Below are 14,287 nucleotides of genomic sequence, written 5' to 3'. Positions count from 1 at the left end.
AAGGTACCCCGTGGTCGACGACGCGGGCCTCCGCTACTTCGCCTCTTTGTCGTCGCGCAGCTCGGCTTGAGCAGCGGCGAAGATGATGTCCACGGGACGGCACCGATCGACGACCGTCCGAAGCATCCGGCGGCCGTCGGCCTTCTGTTGGCGGTGGCTTAGGAACTCACCGACGAAGAAGTCCGCCTCGCATAGCCGCCTTTCGGCTTCGGCGCCCACACCGCTGCCGGCGTCTTCGCGCACCCGGTCCATGGCCAGTTTGCCCAAGTAGAAGTCCAGGACCTGAGCCGGCCACTGGGAGCGATCCACTCTCGCCGCGTTCCGCTCAAGTTCCTCGCGGTCCGGATTGCCCTGGTGGATGCGGGCGATGTGCATCCAGATGGCGGGAAAGGCGTTCGTCGGCCTGAGTCTCGCGGCGACACGCAGGTCTTCGATCGCCCCCGAGATCTCGTTCGAATAGAGCCGAGCTCGTCCTCGTCCGAGATAAGTCGCTGGGTTGCCAGGATCGATCGTTTGGGCGCGGTCGAAATCGGCCAATGCATCCTTATAGCGTCCCATCGTCATGTAGGCGCTCGCCCTGTTCGACCAGAAGATCGGATCGGTGCCCTTGAGACGGATCGCCTCGTCGAAATCTCCGATCGCCTTGTCGGTGTCGCCCAGCAGGAGATACATGCCGCCCCGGTTGCTGTAGGCGTCCGCGAAGTCGCGCTGCAGGCCGATCGCCCGGTCGTAGTCCGATATCGCGGCCCGATAGTCCTGCTTCGCGATGAAGGCATGGGCGCGGTTGTAGAAGGCTTGTGCCGCCGTGGGATCGAGCCGGATCGCCTCCCCATAGCTTTCGATCGCCTTGTCCACCTCACCTTTGCGTTCGTAAACCGAACCGAGATTGTTGTGAATGAGCGCGCTGGTCGGGTTCAGCCGCAGCGCCTGCATGAGATCGTCCCGTGCCTTGTCGAATTCCCGTCGATCGCTCCATGCCAGAGCGCGATACACGTAGGAATTCGGGAACTCGGGCAGCAGCGCTATCGCCGCGTCGAAATCGCCCAGGGCGAGATCGCGCAGTCCTAGCGCGTCATACGATACCCCTCGCCCGTACAGGATGAAGCCGCGTTGCTCGGGAGTGAATTGCCCTTGTTTGATTGCCTCGCTGAACAATTGGATGGCCAGCGGAAACTGCTTCCTGTCCTTTGCCGCAAACCCTTCCCGCGCGAACTCGCGGGCGCTCTGGGCGTACGACGGCGATGCCAGCCAGCACAGCAGGCTACAGGCCACGAAAAGTAACCTCAGCCCCCTCCCGAATATTTGGCTGTCGAACCCTTTTGCCCATCCCCTGCCCTTCGGAGCTTCCTTTGTCACGACCGCCCTCAATTCGCGACGCGTCTGGCAGGAAATCTGCCGTCTACGCGCACACCGCATTCCTCGCAGGAAAACACCCAGCCGCCGACCTCCGTTCGCCAGTCGCCATCGTGCGGACAGTTCGGGCATGCTACCCTCCCTCTTTCGTTTCCCACGTCGATCTCGATTTCGAGCGCCGACTTGAGACGGTGAAGGCGCTCGAGCTTGTCGTCCTCTCCCTCATCCACGCTAGACCACGTCGTCGGGCGCCAGCGCGCACGCGTTGTTCTCGTCGGTCTCGATCTGCAGGGTCGCGTGTCCGATCTTGTGCTCTGTCCTGAGCAGCCGGGCCGATTCCATCAGGAAATCGTCGCCGGGATGTCCGGTAGGCATGACCAAATGACACGTGATCGCCGTTTCCGTCGTGGAGATCGGCCAGATATGCAGGTCGTGGATCTTGGCTACGCCCGGCCGCTGCAGCAGAAACGACCGGACGGCTTCCATGTCGGTTCCGGCCGGTGCCGCGCTCAATGACATCGCGACCGAGCCGCGCAGAAGGCTCCATGTGCTCCACAGGATGACGGCGCAGATTACCAGGCTCATTCCAGGATCCAGCCAAAGCCAACCGGTCCAGAGGATGAGCGCTGCTGACGCCACGACGCCGGCCGAAACGGCGGCGTCGCCTGCCATGTGCAGAAATGCCCCCTGAATGTTGATGTCGCCCTTGCGGCCGCTCGCGAACAGCATGGCCGTGGCGCCGTTGACGACGATGCCGATGGCGGCGACCACCATCACGGTCAGGCCGGCGACGGGCTCCGGTTCGTACAGCCGCAATATGGATTCCCATCCGATGGCGCCGGTCGCGACGAGAAGAAACACGGCGTTCGCAAGCGCCGCCAGGATCGACGCCCCCTTCAGACCGTAGGTGAAACGGCCGCTGGGCGCTCGCTTCGAGGCGACTGACGCGGCCCACGCCACGACCAGGCCGAGTACGTCACTCAGATTGTGCCCGGCGTCTGCCATCAGTGCCGTCGAATTTCCGAGGTAGCCATAGACGGCTTCGGCCACGACCAGAGCGGTGTTCAGCCCGATGCCGATGGCAAAGGCTTTGCCGAAGCTCGCCGGAGCGTGGACGTGACCGAGCCCGCCATGATCGTGATCGCGGTCATGATCGTGCCGGTCGGCACCATGATGATGCCGGTGATCATGGTCGGCGCTTCGGTGACCCGGCTCAGACATGGAGCACGGTTTCCTCAGCTCTCATGGCCTCGTCCTCGATTTGGATCGTCGTGTGCTCGATGCCGTATTCCGCCTTCATCAGGTTCCGGGCCTCGCGCAGCGCCTCCCGGCCCGCCGACATGTCGGTGACGAGGAGGTGGCAACTCATGGCGTCGAAGCCGGACGTGACGGTCCAGACGTGCAGATCGTGGACGGCCACGGTTCCCGGGATGGCAAGCAGCTTCTTCTCGATGGCACCGGTATCGACGTTGGGCGGGGTCCCCTCCATCAGGATGTGCGTGACTTGGCTGAGGAGCGACCACGTCCGGGGCACGATGAACAATCCGATGCCTGCGCCGATGATCGGGTCTGCGAGAACCCAGCCCTTCCACATCATGAGCAGCGCGGCCACGATCACGCCGATCGATCCGAGCATGTCGCTCAGCACTTCGAAGTACGCGCCCTTGACGTTCAGGCTTTCGGACGACCCGCTCGAGAGCAGCCACATGCTGACCAGATTGACGGCCAGGCCGATGGCGGCGACGATGAGCATCGGTCCGCTCAAGACCTCGGGGGGCGACAGGAAGCGCTGATAGGCTTCGTACAGGATGTAGACCGTCAGCAGCAGCAGCACGACCGCATTGGCCAGCGCCGACAAAACCTCCATCCTAAGGTAGCCGAAGGTCCGCTGCGGAGTCGCTTCGCGGGCGGCGAAGCGGATCGCGAGCAACGCCAGCGCGAGTCCGCCGACGTCGGTTAGCATGTGGGCGGCGTCCGCGAGCAGCGCCAAGCTGCCGGTGACAAGTCCTCCGATGACCTCCGCAATCATGTAGGTCGCGGTCATCGCGAGGGCCCAAGCGAGCCTCTTCGCGTGTCTAGCGCCGGCCGTTCCGACGGATCCTCCTCCGTGCATGTGTCAATCTCCCGTCGTGGTCGTATTTTGGGCGCCGCCGTCCGGATCTTCGAGCGTCCGGCGCAGGTTTCGCTCGAGTTCGTCGAGCAGGAAGAAGCTCACGTCGTCCACCGAGCCGTGCCCCTTGGCGAACGGCTGCTCTAGGAGGCGGACGAGGTAGAGGACGTAGACGAACATGAAGGTGATGAAGCCGAACAGCAGTGCAGATGCCGGGTCGCCTTCCGTCTTCAGCAGCAGGAGCAGCAGTACGATCGAGAACACCAGCGTCTGCACCAGCACGTGCACGGACGGCACGAACTCGACGCGCTGAATGGTGTAGATCCGGAGCAAGGCTCTCCGGATCACGTCCTGGTTCGTCCGGAGGCGGACGACGAAGTTCGCGGCCATGCCCATGCCCTCGAGCCGACCCAGGATCGGCGTCAGCTTGGCCAGCTCATCGAGGGCGGGAGGAACGTTCTTGTGGCCGTTTTTGTGCCCGAGGCCCTCGCGGAGCCTGTCGATCAAGGCAAGCAACAACAGCCGCGCCTTCCGCAGGTCGAAGGCATCGTTGGTCTGCGCGAAGCAAGTGAGGTCGCCTTCGATCGCCTCGATGGAATTCCTGAGATCGGCCGGGATCTTCTCCGCCTCCTTGTAGTCCTGGAGGATGCTCGACAGCAGAAAGCCGACGATGAACACGGCACCGCCGATGCCGCTGGTCAGCAGGCCGTTGAGATCGAGGAACTCGAATCCGAAGTAGTGGACCGCGACCTTCGCCGCACTCAGAAGCAGCACGACGACGCCCACGGTGAAGAACAGCCGGAACTTCTTCCAAAGGGAGATGTCGGCGCCACCGAAATGAAGATGCGAGATGATCGATGACGTCACCGCTCTTGGCCCTTTCCGAATGAATGGACGGGCGCGAATGTGCGTCCGTTCCAACGTAGTATCGCCGGCCGGCCTCCCTCGAGCTCCAATGCGACGGTCCCGCCGGCGTTGATCAGCTTCATGTCGTCGACATAGGCGCTGAAGACACGGCGCGAACGGCCACCCCGCTCCAGGTAGACTTCATGAAGGCATCGCTCCGCCCGGCAGATGGCTTCTCGCCGTTCGCAGGCGAAGTCTTCGAAATGCAACGACCTGAAGTGCAGGCCGCCGGCGTCGATGGTCGTAGAGAAGTAGTGCGTCGCTGCAGCTTTCCCGCCGCATGGACGCTCCAGACGGGCCAGGCCGTGACGGATGTCGACCGGAAGCAAGTCGATGTGTTCCGCGGCATACGGGCGTTCGCTCGCGATACTGCCGCGACCCTCGGCGGCGCCTATGGCCGCGATCAGACTCAAGATGCTTCCGAGCGCCAAAAAGAGTCTATACTTCCTCATTTGCGCCTCCGCTGCCGAGCCGAACTCACTCTTCGAACTCCACACCCAACCGCTTCTCCTTGACCCACGCGACACGACACGCGCGCCGTGTTCCGTCCGCCGGCACCACAAGCGTGAACTCGCGAGGGATTCCGAGCGGACTTTCAACCTCCAACATCGCGCCGCGATCGCTGAGATTCCGGATGGAGCAATCGATCGCGGAGCTTCCGAACTCGATCGATCCCTTCTTGAGAACCCTCCGGCGCTGGTCTCCACGTCGTTCCATTCCGGCTGCTCCGGCGGTCATGCGATCAGTCGACTGCCTTCTCGGCCTTCTCGCCGAGCTTGACGATGTCGCCCTGCGTGAAGAGGATTCCCTTGAGCTCCTCGCGCCACTCCTTCTTCCGCCGCAGCAGGAATTCGAGGTTCATCCCGAAATGCTTGAACTCCTCCTTCTGCGCGTTCGCCATGATGGCCTTAGCCTTCTTGTCCTTCTCGACCGACATCCGCTGTTCGTACCAATTGATCGCTTCGGCTTCCTCGATCAGCGAAGCCATCATCCGCGCGAAGGTGCGGACCTCCTGCGAAAGCTCCTGCGGCGGTTCGTGGTATTGGTCGAAACCCATCTCATCGCTCCCTTTGCGCTAGTCGTGGCTGTCGAATCCCTTCGGGCTCGACGGCCCTTCGGCCGGTTGTGGCGCGAAACTCCCTGGTCCATGTCTTGAAATAGGCGAAGGCGATCATGATGCCGATGCCGGCGACACTGACGACGATCTGGAAGGCGAGCGAATCGGAGACGAGGTCGATGGCGAAGTAGGCGACGAAGGCGAGGAATACGCCTACGCAGAAGACTTCGAGCGATCGCTCTCCGCACAGCCGCAGCGGCCGAAGCCAAGGAGCCGACAGGAACGGCGCCTCCTTCGGAATCAGTCGCGAGACGACGATCGCGAGCGCCAGAAAATGGACGACGCGGTACGGCGCGAGATGCGTCTTGTTGTTCGGAATGAACAGCGACCGGACGGGCTCGGGGACCATTTCCGCGTGGCCGGTCCGCGCTGCGAGCGTGACGATCGCGGCAAACAGGAGAAAGAGACAGGCGGCGGCAAGCGTCGTCCTCGAATAGATGAGCGTCCTCGCCGCAGTCGCGCCCCCGACCGCAACCCACGCGCCGATGACGAACAGGAACTGCCATGCGAACGGGTTGAAGTACCAATGGCCGGCGGGATACGCCCTTAGATTCCATCCCCACACCTGTGCCGCGACGTAGACGCCCGCGGAGATCGCAAGCGCGACGTTGGGCCACCTCATGAGGACCCACAGCAGCGGTGGAAACGCGATCATCAAGGCGATGTAGAGCGGCAGGACGTCGAGGTTCAGCGGCTTGTATTCGAGCAAGAGCCCGTGCTTGAGGAATTCGACCGGATCTCGAATGAGAAGCCGGATGTTGAACTCGTCGAGCAGGTGGGCGTGGCCGTACCGTTGCGCGACGTATCCGATGGTGACGACGTAGAAGACGAACAGCAGGATGTAGGCGACATAGAGCTGCCATGCCCTGCCGAGAACACCGAGGGCGGCGGCGAGGAAGCCCCTTGCCCGCGCCATACGCGCGTAGACGAATGCCACGGTATATCCAGACACGAACACGAACAGTTCGGCAGCGTCGCTGAAACCGTAGTTTCGGGCCGTGATCCAGGCGACCGCGTTGTTCGGAACGTGGTCGACGAAGATCGCCCAGTTAGCGAGCCCCCGGAACAGATCGAGGCGCAGATCGCGGTCGCCGGCTTGGACCCCGTTGGCGGTCATGTGGACGCCCCCTCGCCCGCTCCGCCGCTGCCCGGTATTGAGAGCAGCCGCAGCGCGTTCATGGTGACCAGAACGGTCGCGCCGGTGTCGGCGAGGATGGCGGGCCAGAGTCCGGTGATCCCCGAGATCGTGGTGACCAGAAAGACCGCCTTCAGCCCCAGTGAGATCGAGATATTCTGCCGGATGACACCCATCGTCCGCCTGGACAGCTCGATCATGGCCGGCACGTCGGCGACGCGTCCGTGAAGGACTGCGGCGTCCGCCGTTTCGAGCGCCACGTCGGTGCCGCCACCCATCGCCACGCCGACGTCCGCAGCGGCGAGGGCCGGCGCATCGTTGATGCCGTCGCCGACCTTCAGCACCACCTCACCCTGGTTCTTGTAGGCCTCGACGGTGCGCTGCTTGTCCTCCGGCATCATTTGCGCGCGATGGTCGATGCCAAGGTCGCGCGCAAGCGCCGCGGCGGTACGGGGATTGTCGCCCGTGAGCATGACCGAACGGACCCCGGACTCGGCCAAACGACGCAGCGCGGCGACGGCATCGCTTCGTAACTCGTCCCGCATGGCGATGCAGCCGGCGATCTCGCCATTGACGACGAGTACCGATACCGTCTTGCCCCGTTCGTTGAGCGCCTCGACGAGCTTTCTCTGGTCTTCGGCCAGCGGGACGATCCGTTCAGCCGCAGCGGGCGAGCCGAGGAAGAGCGTACGTCCCCCGAGATTTGCCCTGACACCTTCCCCCGCCACATTTATGAAGTCGTCGACCGGCTGCGGCCGAGCGTTCTTGTCGGAGGCCGCCTGCAGGATGGCGAGCGCGAGAGGATGGCTGGAGCCGCGCTCGAGCGACGCGGCAACGGACAAGATTTCGACCTCCCCGTGACCGAACCCCACGACGTCCGTGACCTTCGGTTTGCCCGCCGTGAGGGTGCCCGTCTTGTCGAAGCAGGCGACGGTAACGTCGCGCAATCGCTCGAGGACGGCTCCTCCCTTCAGGAGCAGGCCACGGCGTGCTCCTGAGGCAAGGCTCGCGGCGATGGCCGCCGGCGTCGATATCACCAGCGCGCACGGGCAACCGATCAGAAGGATGGCCAATCCCTTGTAGATCCACTCGCGCCAGGTTGCGCCTGTCCAGACGAGTGGCGGCAGGACCGCTACGATCGTGGCGACCACCACTACGCCAGGCGTATAGTAGCGCGAGAACCGGTCGATAAACCGCTCGGTGGGCGCCTTGGATTCCTGGGCCTCCTCGACCAGTTTGACGACGCGGGCGATGGTGTTGTCCTGGGCGGCAGCGGTGACCTTGATCCGGAGCAGCGCCTCTCCGTTCACCGTTCCGGCGAATACTGCCTCCCCGGCCTTCTTGCGGACCGGCGTGCTCTCGCCGGTCACGGGTGCCTCGTCAACGGCGCTGTCTCCGGAGACGATGACGCCGTCGGCAGGAATGCGATCGCCGGGGCGAACCTGGATCAGGGCGTCGACGGACAGCGTCTCGGCTTCCACTTCGCTGACTTGGCCATCGGAGTCTTCGAGACGGGCGATCTTCGGGACAAGCTTGGTCAAATCCCGGATGCTCGCCCTCGCCCGACCCGCAGCGAAACCTTCGAGAAGTTCGCCGATCAGAAACAGGAAAACGACAGTCGCCGCTTCTTCCGTTGCGCCGATGAAGACCGCGCCAACGGCTGCGATGGTCATCAGCATCTCGATCGAGAACGGTGTTCCGGCGAAGGCTGCCGAAAACGCTCGCTTCGCGATAGGAATCAGACCGACCAGCATCGCGAGCAGGAAGGCCCAGCTCTCAATGCTGGGGATGCCCTTTCCCAAGGCGAAGGCGACCACCAGCGCCGTTCCGCTTGCGATCGTCGCGTCAACTTTGCTCGACCGCCACCATAGTTCCCGGCCGGAGGCGGCGTGATGGTCGTGGCCGTGACCATCATGATCATTGCCATGATCATGATGGTGCGCCGGCTCCTCCTTGGTCTTGGGGCGTTCGTCCTCGACGACGTACCCCAAGGCCGCGATCTGGCGGCTGACCGTCTCCCGCTGGATAGCCCCCTCATGTTCGACCGAAACGCTTCCGCCGGTCACCGAGACCTCGACGGCTCTCACTCCGGGCATTCGCGAGACGGCGTTCTCGATCTTCGTGGCGCAGGCCGCGCAGTCCATCCCGCCGACCCGAAGTCTCATCTTCTGGGCTGCTTCGGTCATGCGTGGCTTTCCACGGCAGCGCCTTCGACATCGTCCGGCTTAGGGGCCGGCGCGGAGTCCTTCCGGAACAGCACGTAAAGGGCCGGCAGCACCAGCAGCGTCAGGATCGTCGAGGAGATGATGCCGCCAATGACGACGGTGGCCAGCGGCCGCTGCACCTCCGCGCCGGCGCCGGTCGCGATGGCCATGGGAACGAAGCCCAACGATGCCACCAGCGCCGTCATCAGCACCGGGCGCAACCGGGTCACCGCCCCTTCATGGACGGCCTCGAGCACGGACTTTCCTTCGTGCCGGAGTCGTTCGATGAACGCGATGATAACCAGACCGTTGAGGACCGCGACGCCCGATAGCGCGATGAACCCGACCCCCGCGCTGATCGACAGCGGGATGCCCCGCAACAACAACGCCAGCACGCCGCCGGTCAGCGCCAGCGGCACGCCGCTGAACACCAGAAGCGCATCGGCGATCGATCCGAAGCTCATGAAGAGCAGCAGCAGCACCAGCAGCAGCGCCACTGGAACAACGATGGTCAGCCGCTTGGTCGCCGAGACCAGTTGCTCGAACTGCCCTCCCCAGCCGATCCAGTAGCCCGCCGGGAGCTTGACCTTCTGTGCGACCGCGCTCTGCGCTTCGGACACGAAAGAACCGAGATCCCTCTCGCGTACGTTGGCCGTCACCACGATGCGCCGCTTGCCGTTCTCGCGGCTGATTTGGTTCGGACCTGGCGCGGAATCGACCGTCGCTACCGACGATAGCGGCACGTAGCGAGGTTGTACTCCGGACCCTGCCGACAAAGCGGTCTTGGTGATCGGAGCCGATCCTGGCTCCTCGGCAGGCAACGGAATCGGGATCGCACGAATCGCTTCGATGTTGCCGCGCAGACGCTCCGGAAGCCTCACGACGATATCGAATCGCCGATCGCCCTCGAAAAGCTTGCCGACGCTCTTTCCGCCGACGGCGATCTCCACGATGTTCTGCACATCGCCGACACTGAGGCCGTAGCGGGACAGAGCCCGCCGGTCGAGCTTGACGGTGAGGATCGGCAGGCCCGCGACCTGCTCGGTCTTCACGTCGGTAGCCCCTCGGATGCCCTGAATTACGGACTGCACCTGACTGGCCGCTCCTTGCAGCACGTCGAGGTCGTCGCCGAAGATCTTGATGCCGACGTCGCTGCGGACGCCTGAAATCAGCTCGTTCACGCGCAACTGGATCGGCTGCGAGACCTCATAGTTGCTGCCGGGAATGTCGTTGGCGGCCTTCTCGATCTCTTCGACCAATTCCGCCTTCGGCTTCTCCGGGTCCGGCCACTCGCTGCGCGGCTTGAGCATGATGTACCCGTCCGACATCGACGGCGCCATCGGATCGGTAGCGACCTCAGCCGTGCCTGTCCGGGTGAAGAACTCCTTCACCTCGGGCAGTTGCTGGATCCTCTTTTCCAGCGCCATCTGCAGATCTAGCGACTGCGTCAGGCTCGTTCCGGGAATCCGGATCGCGGCCAAAGCGACGTCGCCCTCATCGAGGCTCGGGATGAACTCGCCACCCATGCGGCTCGCGGCGAACAAGCTCGCGCCGACGATCACAACCGCCAAGACCGCCACGACGCCCCGGAAGGCGATCGCACGGTCTAGAAGCGGCAGATAGACGCGCTTGGCGCCGCGCATGAAGAAGTTCTCCTTCTCGGACACCTTGCCGGTGACCACGATCGCGACGGCTGCGGGCACGAAGGTGACGGAGAACAGCGCCGCTGCGGCAAGCGCCATCAGCACGGTCAGCGCCATCGGCGTGAACATCTTGCCTTCGACCCCTGTCAGGGTCAGCACCGGCAGGTACACGACCGCGATGATCAGCGTTCCGAATAGGCTCGGTTTGATGACCTCTGCCGAGCCGTTGCGGATCGTCTCCAGCCGCTCTTCCAGACTCAGCAGCCGGCCCTTCTCATGCTGCGCCTCCGCGAGCAATCGGAGACAGTTTTCGACGATGATGACTGCACCGTCGACGATGATGCCGAAGTCGATGGCCCCGAGGCTCATCAGGTTGGCGCTGACCTTCGTTTCGACCATGCCGGTGACCGTCATCGCCATCGACAACGGGATGACGCAGGCCGTGACCAGGGCTGCCCGGAAGTTGCCGAGGATGAGGAACAGCACGACGATGACGAGGATCGCGCCCTCGACGAGATTCTTCTCGACCGTCTTGACCGTCGCGTCGACGAGGTGGGTCCGGTCATAGACCGCGCGGGCGACGACGCCGTCCGGAAGCGATTTGGCGATGTCGTTCAGCTTGGCTTGAACCCGCTGGGCCACCGCACGGCTGTTCTCGCCGATCAGCAGCATGGCGGTACCGAGAACCGTCTCCTTCCCGTTGAGGGTCGCTGCGCCGGTGCGGAGATCCTTGCCTTCGGTGACCTGCGCCACGTCCTTGACCCGTACCGGGACGCCGCCGCGCGAGCCGATCACGATGTCCTCGATCTCGGCGATGTTGGCGACCTGGCCCGGAGTCCGGACCAGATACTGTTCGCCGTTCCTCTCGATGTAGCCGGCGCCGACGTTGGCGTTGTTGGCGGCGAGCGCCGTCATCACGTCGCGGAAACCGAGCTTGTAGGCCATGAGCTTGCCCGGATCAGGCAGCACGTGGAATTGTCGCTCGAATCCGCCGATCGTGTTGACTTCGATGACGCCCGGCACGTTGCGGAGCTGCGGTTTGATGATCCAGTCCTGGATCGTCCGCAGATCGCTCGGCGTGAACTCCTTGCCGCCCGGCGCCTTCGCCCCCGGCTTGGCTTCGACCGTATAGTGGAAGATTTCCCCGAGGCCCGTCGCGACGGGGCCCATGGCGACTTCGACGCCGACGGGAAGCTGATCCTTGACCTGCTGGATCCGTTCGTTGACGAGCTGGCGCGCGAAGTAGATGTCGGTGCCGTCATGGAAGACGACCGTCACCTGGCTCAGCCCATATCGCGACAAGGAGCGGGTGTATTCGAGCTTGGGCAGCCCGCCCATTGCCGTTTCCACCGGGAACGTGATTCGCTGCTCGGTCTCCAGCGGCGAATAGCCTGGAGCCTGCGTGTTGATCTGCACCTGTACGTTGGTGATGTCCGGCACCGCGTCGATCGGCAGACGGGTGAAATTCCAGCCACCGAAGGCCAACAGTCCCATCACGAAGAGGATCACCAGCCAGCGCTGGCGGATGGAGAATTCGATGAGGCGCTCAATCATGCTCGGCCTCTCCTTTGCCCATCTCCGCCTTCACGACGAACGAATTCTCTGCGACATACCTTTCCCCGGCGGATATGCCGGCGCGGACCTCCACGAATTTCTGGTCGGAATCTCCGAGCTCGACGGGACGCGCCTCGAGCTTGTCGTCACCCTCGCGCACGAACACAACGCTCTTGTTCTCGAACGTCTGGATCGCGCCGGTGCGCACGGCGACCGCGACCTTCCGCTCAGCAAGGATCAGACGAGCAGTCACGAACAGTCCGGGCCGCAGCCGTCCGTCCGGGTTCGAGAGAACTACGCGCGCGATCGCCGTCTGGGTCTCGCTTGCGCCGACGGGTGCCAGGTAGGAGATCTTGCCCTTGATGTCTCCCGCGCCATCGTCCGGATCGATCAGGACCTCGTCCCCGATCCGAACGCGCCTGAGATCCTGACGGTAGATCGAGAGGTCGACCCAGATCGTCGACAGGTCCGCCACGACGAATGACGGCTTCTGCTCGGAGACGTATTCGCCGAGCGATATCTGACGGTCGATCACCGTGCCGGCGATCGGCGCCTTGAGATCGTAGACCGTCAGGCTCTGGTTGCTTTCGATGGACGCCAGCAAGTCGTCCTTGCCGATCACGTCGCCGATCCGCCGCTTGATCGCACGCGCGATACCGGGGAAGCGCGGCGTGACCTGGACGACGGTCTCCTGATTGGCGCGTAGCACGCCGTTGAACGACAAGGTTTCGGTCAGGGTCGCAGGACCCGCTTCGGCGAAGGTGGCGCCGGCGGCCGCCAACTTGACATCGCTGATGACGATGCGGTCGGCGCCATGCTCGTCCTTCTCGGCGTGCTCGTTGCCGGCCTTCTCCTCCTTCGCGTCCTGCTTCGCGGCCTGCTGCGTCGCGGCGGGCGCGTCCTTGGGCGCCAGCATGCGATAGCCGAAGGCGCCGGCGGCGGCCGCGACCAGTGCGAGGACGATTGCGCTCGAAGTCTTCATCGTGCGCTCTCCCGCGCCAGAGCGAAGGGATTGCCGACGAGTCCTTCGATCGTGGCAACGGCGACATGGTAGTTCTGCAGCGCCTCCTGCTCCCGCAGACGAGCCTGGGTGACGTTGGCCTGCGCGTCCAACACTTCGAGCAGCGAGAAGCGCCCGGCGCCGTAACCCTGTTCGATCTCGTTGGAGGCGGCCTGGGCCTTCGGGATGCCGGAGTCGCGAAGGATCGCGAGCTCCCGCAGCGAGCCCTGCACGTTATCGTAGGCCCGGCCGGCGACGACGATCAGCGTGTTGCGGTTCGCCTCGCGTTCCGCCCGCGTCTTGGCGAGGTTCTGCTGTGCCGAGAGGATGTTGCCCTGGTTCTGATCGAAGATTGGGATCGGAACCGTGAGGCTGAGCCGCACCGCGTCGTCGTTGGTCTCGTTGTAATGTCGCCATCCGGCTGAAAGGCGAACGTCAGGATAAGGCCTGAGCCGCGCCAGCAGCAGTTCGGCGTTGCGTTGCGCATAAACCGCATTCCAGCGCACCAGTTGCGGGTTGGCGTCGATGGCGGCGATCACCGTCTGAAACGACGGCGCGCGGGTGGTGGCGTCGAGGCGTCCGGAGACGTTGCCGAACTTCGGGGAAGTGTCGCCCATGAGCACCGCCAGTTCGCGGCGCGCGCTGGCCAGGTTCGCCTTGGTGCGCTCGCGATCGGCCTTCACCAGCGCCGCTGCGACTTCGGCGCGACCGGTCTCGGCAGGCGACGAAGCACCGGCATCGACCCGGCGCTGAAGCAACGGCGTCAGCCGCTCAAGGGCGGCGACCTGCTCGTCGAGGATCTGGATCCGCCGCTGCAGCCCGAGCACGTTCAGAAACGCGATGGCCGTTTCCGACAGAATCTGCAGACGTACCGCCTGGCGCTCGATCGTCGCCCCGTTGACGCCGGCTTGGCCGGCCGCGATGCGGGCCTCGCGCTTGCCGAACAGCTCGAAAAGCTGGCTGATCTGCAGCGTCGTCTCGGCCGACTTCGTCCCGCGATAGATGCCCGAACCGAATGAGTTATCCTGTTCGTAGCTCAGTTCCGGATTGAGGAGCGCCCCCGCCTGAATGCGCTGGCCCGTCGCGATCCCGATATCGCGTTCGGCGGCGGTCAAGCGGGGGCTGGTCGCGAGCGCGCGCTGCAGCGCCGCCCCGAGATTGAGGGTCTGCGAATGCGACGCCGCCGTCAGCCAAGGACTGACCAGCAACGCCGTCGCGCACGCGAAACGCGTGACGCACTTTGAAAACATGATGAAAACCTGACG

Annotated in this window: 12 protein-coding genes; all 12 read right to left on the bottom strand. The window is 64.1% G+C overall.

Annotated elements, in window-relative coordinates; genetic code table 11:
* Positions 1-33: 33 nt before the first annotated feature.
* Positions 34-1,272 carry a tetratricopeptide repeat protein gene (locus tag DCM79_RS10390; RefSeq protein WP_257179754.1) on the bottom strand — a complete coding sequence of 413 codons (1,239 nt, stop codon included), beginning with the start codon at positions 1,270-1,272 and terminating at the stop codon, positions 34-36.
* Positions 1,273-1,584: 312 nt separating this feature from the next.
* Complete coding sequence (locus tag DCM79_RS10385) at positions 1,585-2,574, bottom strand: cation diffusion facilitator family transporter (RefSeq protein WP_257179753.1); 990 nt, start codon at positions 2,572-2,574, stop codon at positions 1,585-1,587.
* Complete coding sequence (locus tag DCM79_RS10380; RefSeq protein WP_257179752.1) at positions 2,567-3,466, bottom strand: cation diffusion facilitator family transporter; 900 nt, start codon at positions 3,464-3,466, stop codon at positions 2,567-2,569. The genes DCM79_RS10385 and DCM79_RS10380 overlap by 8 nt, the downstream gene beginning before the upstream one ends.
* A gap of 3 nt (positions 3,467-3,469) precedes the next feature.
* A complete protein-coding gene (locus DCM79_RS10375) occupies positions 3,470-4,330 on the bottom strand; it encodes a hypothetical protein (protein ID WP_257179751.1) in 861 nt (286 codons plus the stop codon).
* Positions 4,327-4,782 (bottom strand): hypothetical protein, encoded by a 456-nt coding sequence (locus tag DCM79_RS10370; RefSeq protein WP_257179750.1) that lies wholly within the window; start codon positions 4,780-4,782, stop codon positions 4,327-4,329. The genes DCM79_RS10375 and DCM79_RS10370 overlap by 4 nt, the downstream gene beginning before the upstream one ends.
* A 64-nt stretch (positions 4,783-4,846) precedes the next feature.
* Positions 4,847-5,086 (bottom strand): PilZ domain-containing protein, encoded by a 240-nt coding sequence (locus DCM79_RS10365; protein WP_257180730.1) that lies wholly within the window; start codon positions 5,084-5,086, stop codon positions 4,847-4,849.
* 25 nt (positions 5,087-5,111) lie between these two features.
* Positions 5,112-5,426 carry a hypothetical protein gene (locus DCM79_RS10360; RefSeq protein WP_028136445.1) on the bottom strand — a complete coding sequence of 105 codons (315 nt, stop codon included), beginning with the start codon at positions 5,424-5,426 and terminating at the stop codon, positions 5,112-5,114.
* A 1-nt stretch (position 5,427) separates the two neighbouring features.
* Entirely contained in the window at positions 5,428-6,603 is a 1,176-nt protein-coding gene (locus DCM79_RS10355) for an OpgC domain-containing protein (protein ID WP_257179749.1), read from the bottom strand.
* A complete protein-coding gene (locus DCM79_RS10350) occupies positions 6,600-8,807 on the bottom strand; it encodes a heavy metal translocating P-type ATPase (protein WP_257179748.1) in 2,208 nt (735 codons plus the stop codon). The genes DCM79_RS10355 and DCM79_RS10350 overlap by 4 nt, the downstream gene beginning before the upstream one ends.
* On the bottom strand, positions 8,804-12,022 hold the full coding sequence (locus DCM79_RS10345; RefSeq protein WP_257179747.1) for an efflux RND transporter permease subunit: 3,219 nt from the start codon (positions 12,020-12,022) through the stop codon (positions 8,804-8,806). The genes DCM79_RS10350 and DCM79_RS10345 overlap by 4 nt, the downstream gene beginning before the upstream one ends.
* Positions 12,015-13,004, bottom strand: coding sequence for a divalent metal ion exporter adaptor subunit IhpB (ihpB, locus tag DCM79_RS10340; protein ID WP_257179746.1), 990 nt, complete (start codon positions 13,002-13,004; stop codon positions 12,015-12,017). Before ihpB ends, DCM79_RS10345 begins: the two co-directional genes overlap by 8 nt.
* Entirely contained in the window at positions 13,001-14,272 is a 1,272-nt protein-coding gene (ihpA, locus tag DCM79_RS10335; RefSeq protein WP_257179745.1) for a divalent metal ion exporter subunit IhpA, read from the bottom strand. Before ihpA ends, ihpB begins: the two co-directional genes overlap by 4 nt.
* Positions 14,273-14,287: the final 15 nt, after the last annotated feature.

Origin of the sequence: Bradyrhizobium sp. WBOS07 (assembly GCF_024585165.1) — a bacterium.
Lineage (GTDB): Bacteria > Pseudomonadota > Alphaproteobacteria > Rhizobiales > Xanthobacteraceae > Bradyrhizobium > Bradyrhizobium japonicum_B.
Note: the sequence above shows the minus strand (reverse complement) of the source record. Positions and strands in the feature narration are given on the sequence as shown.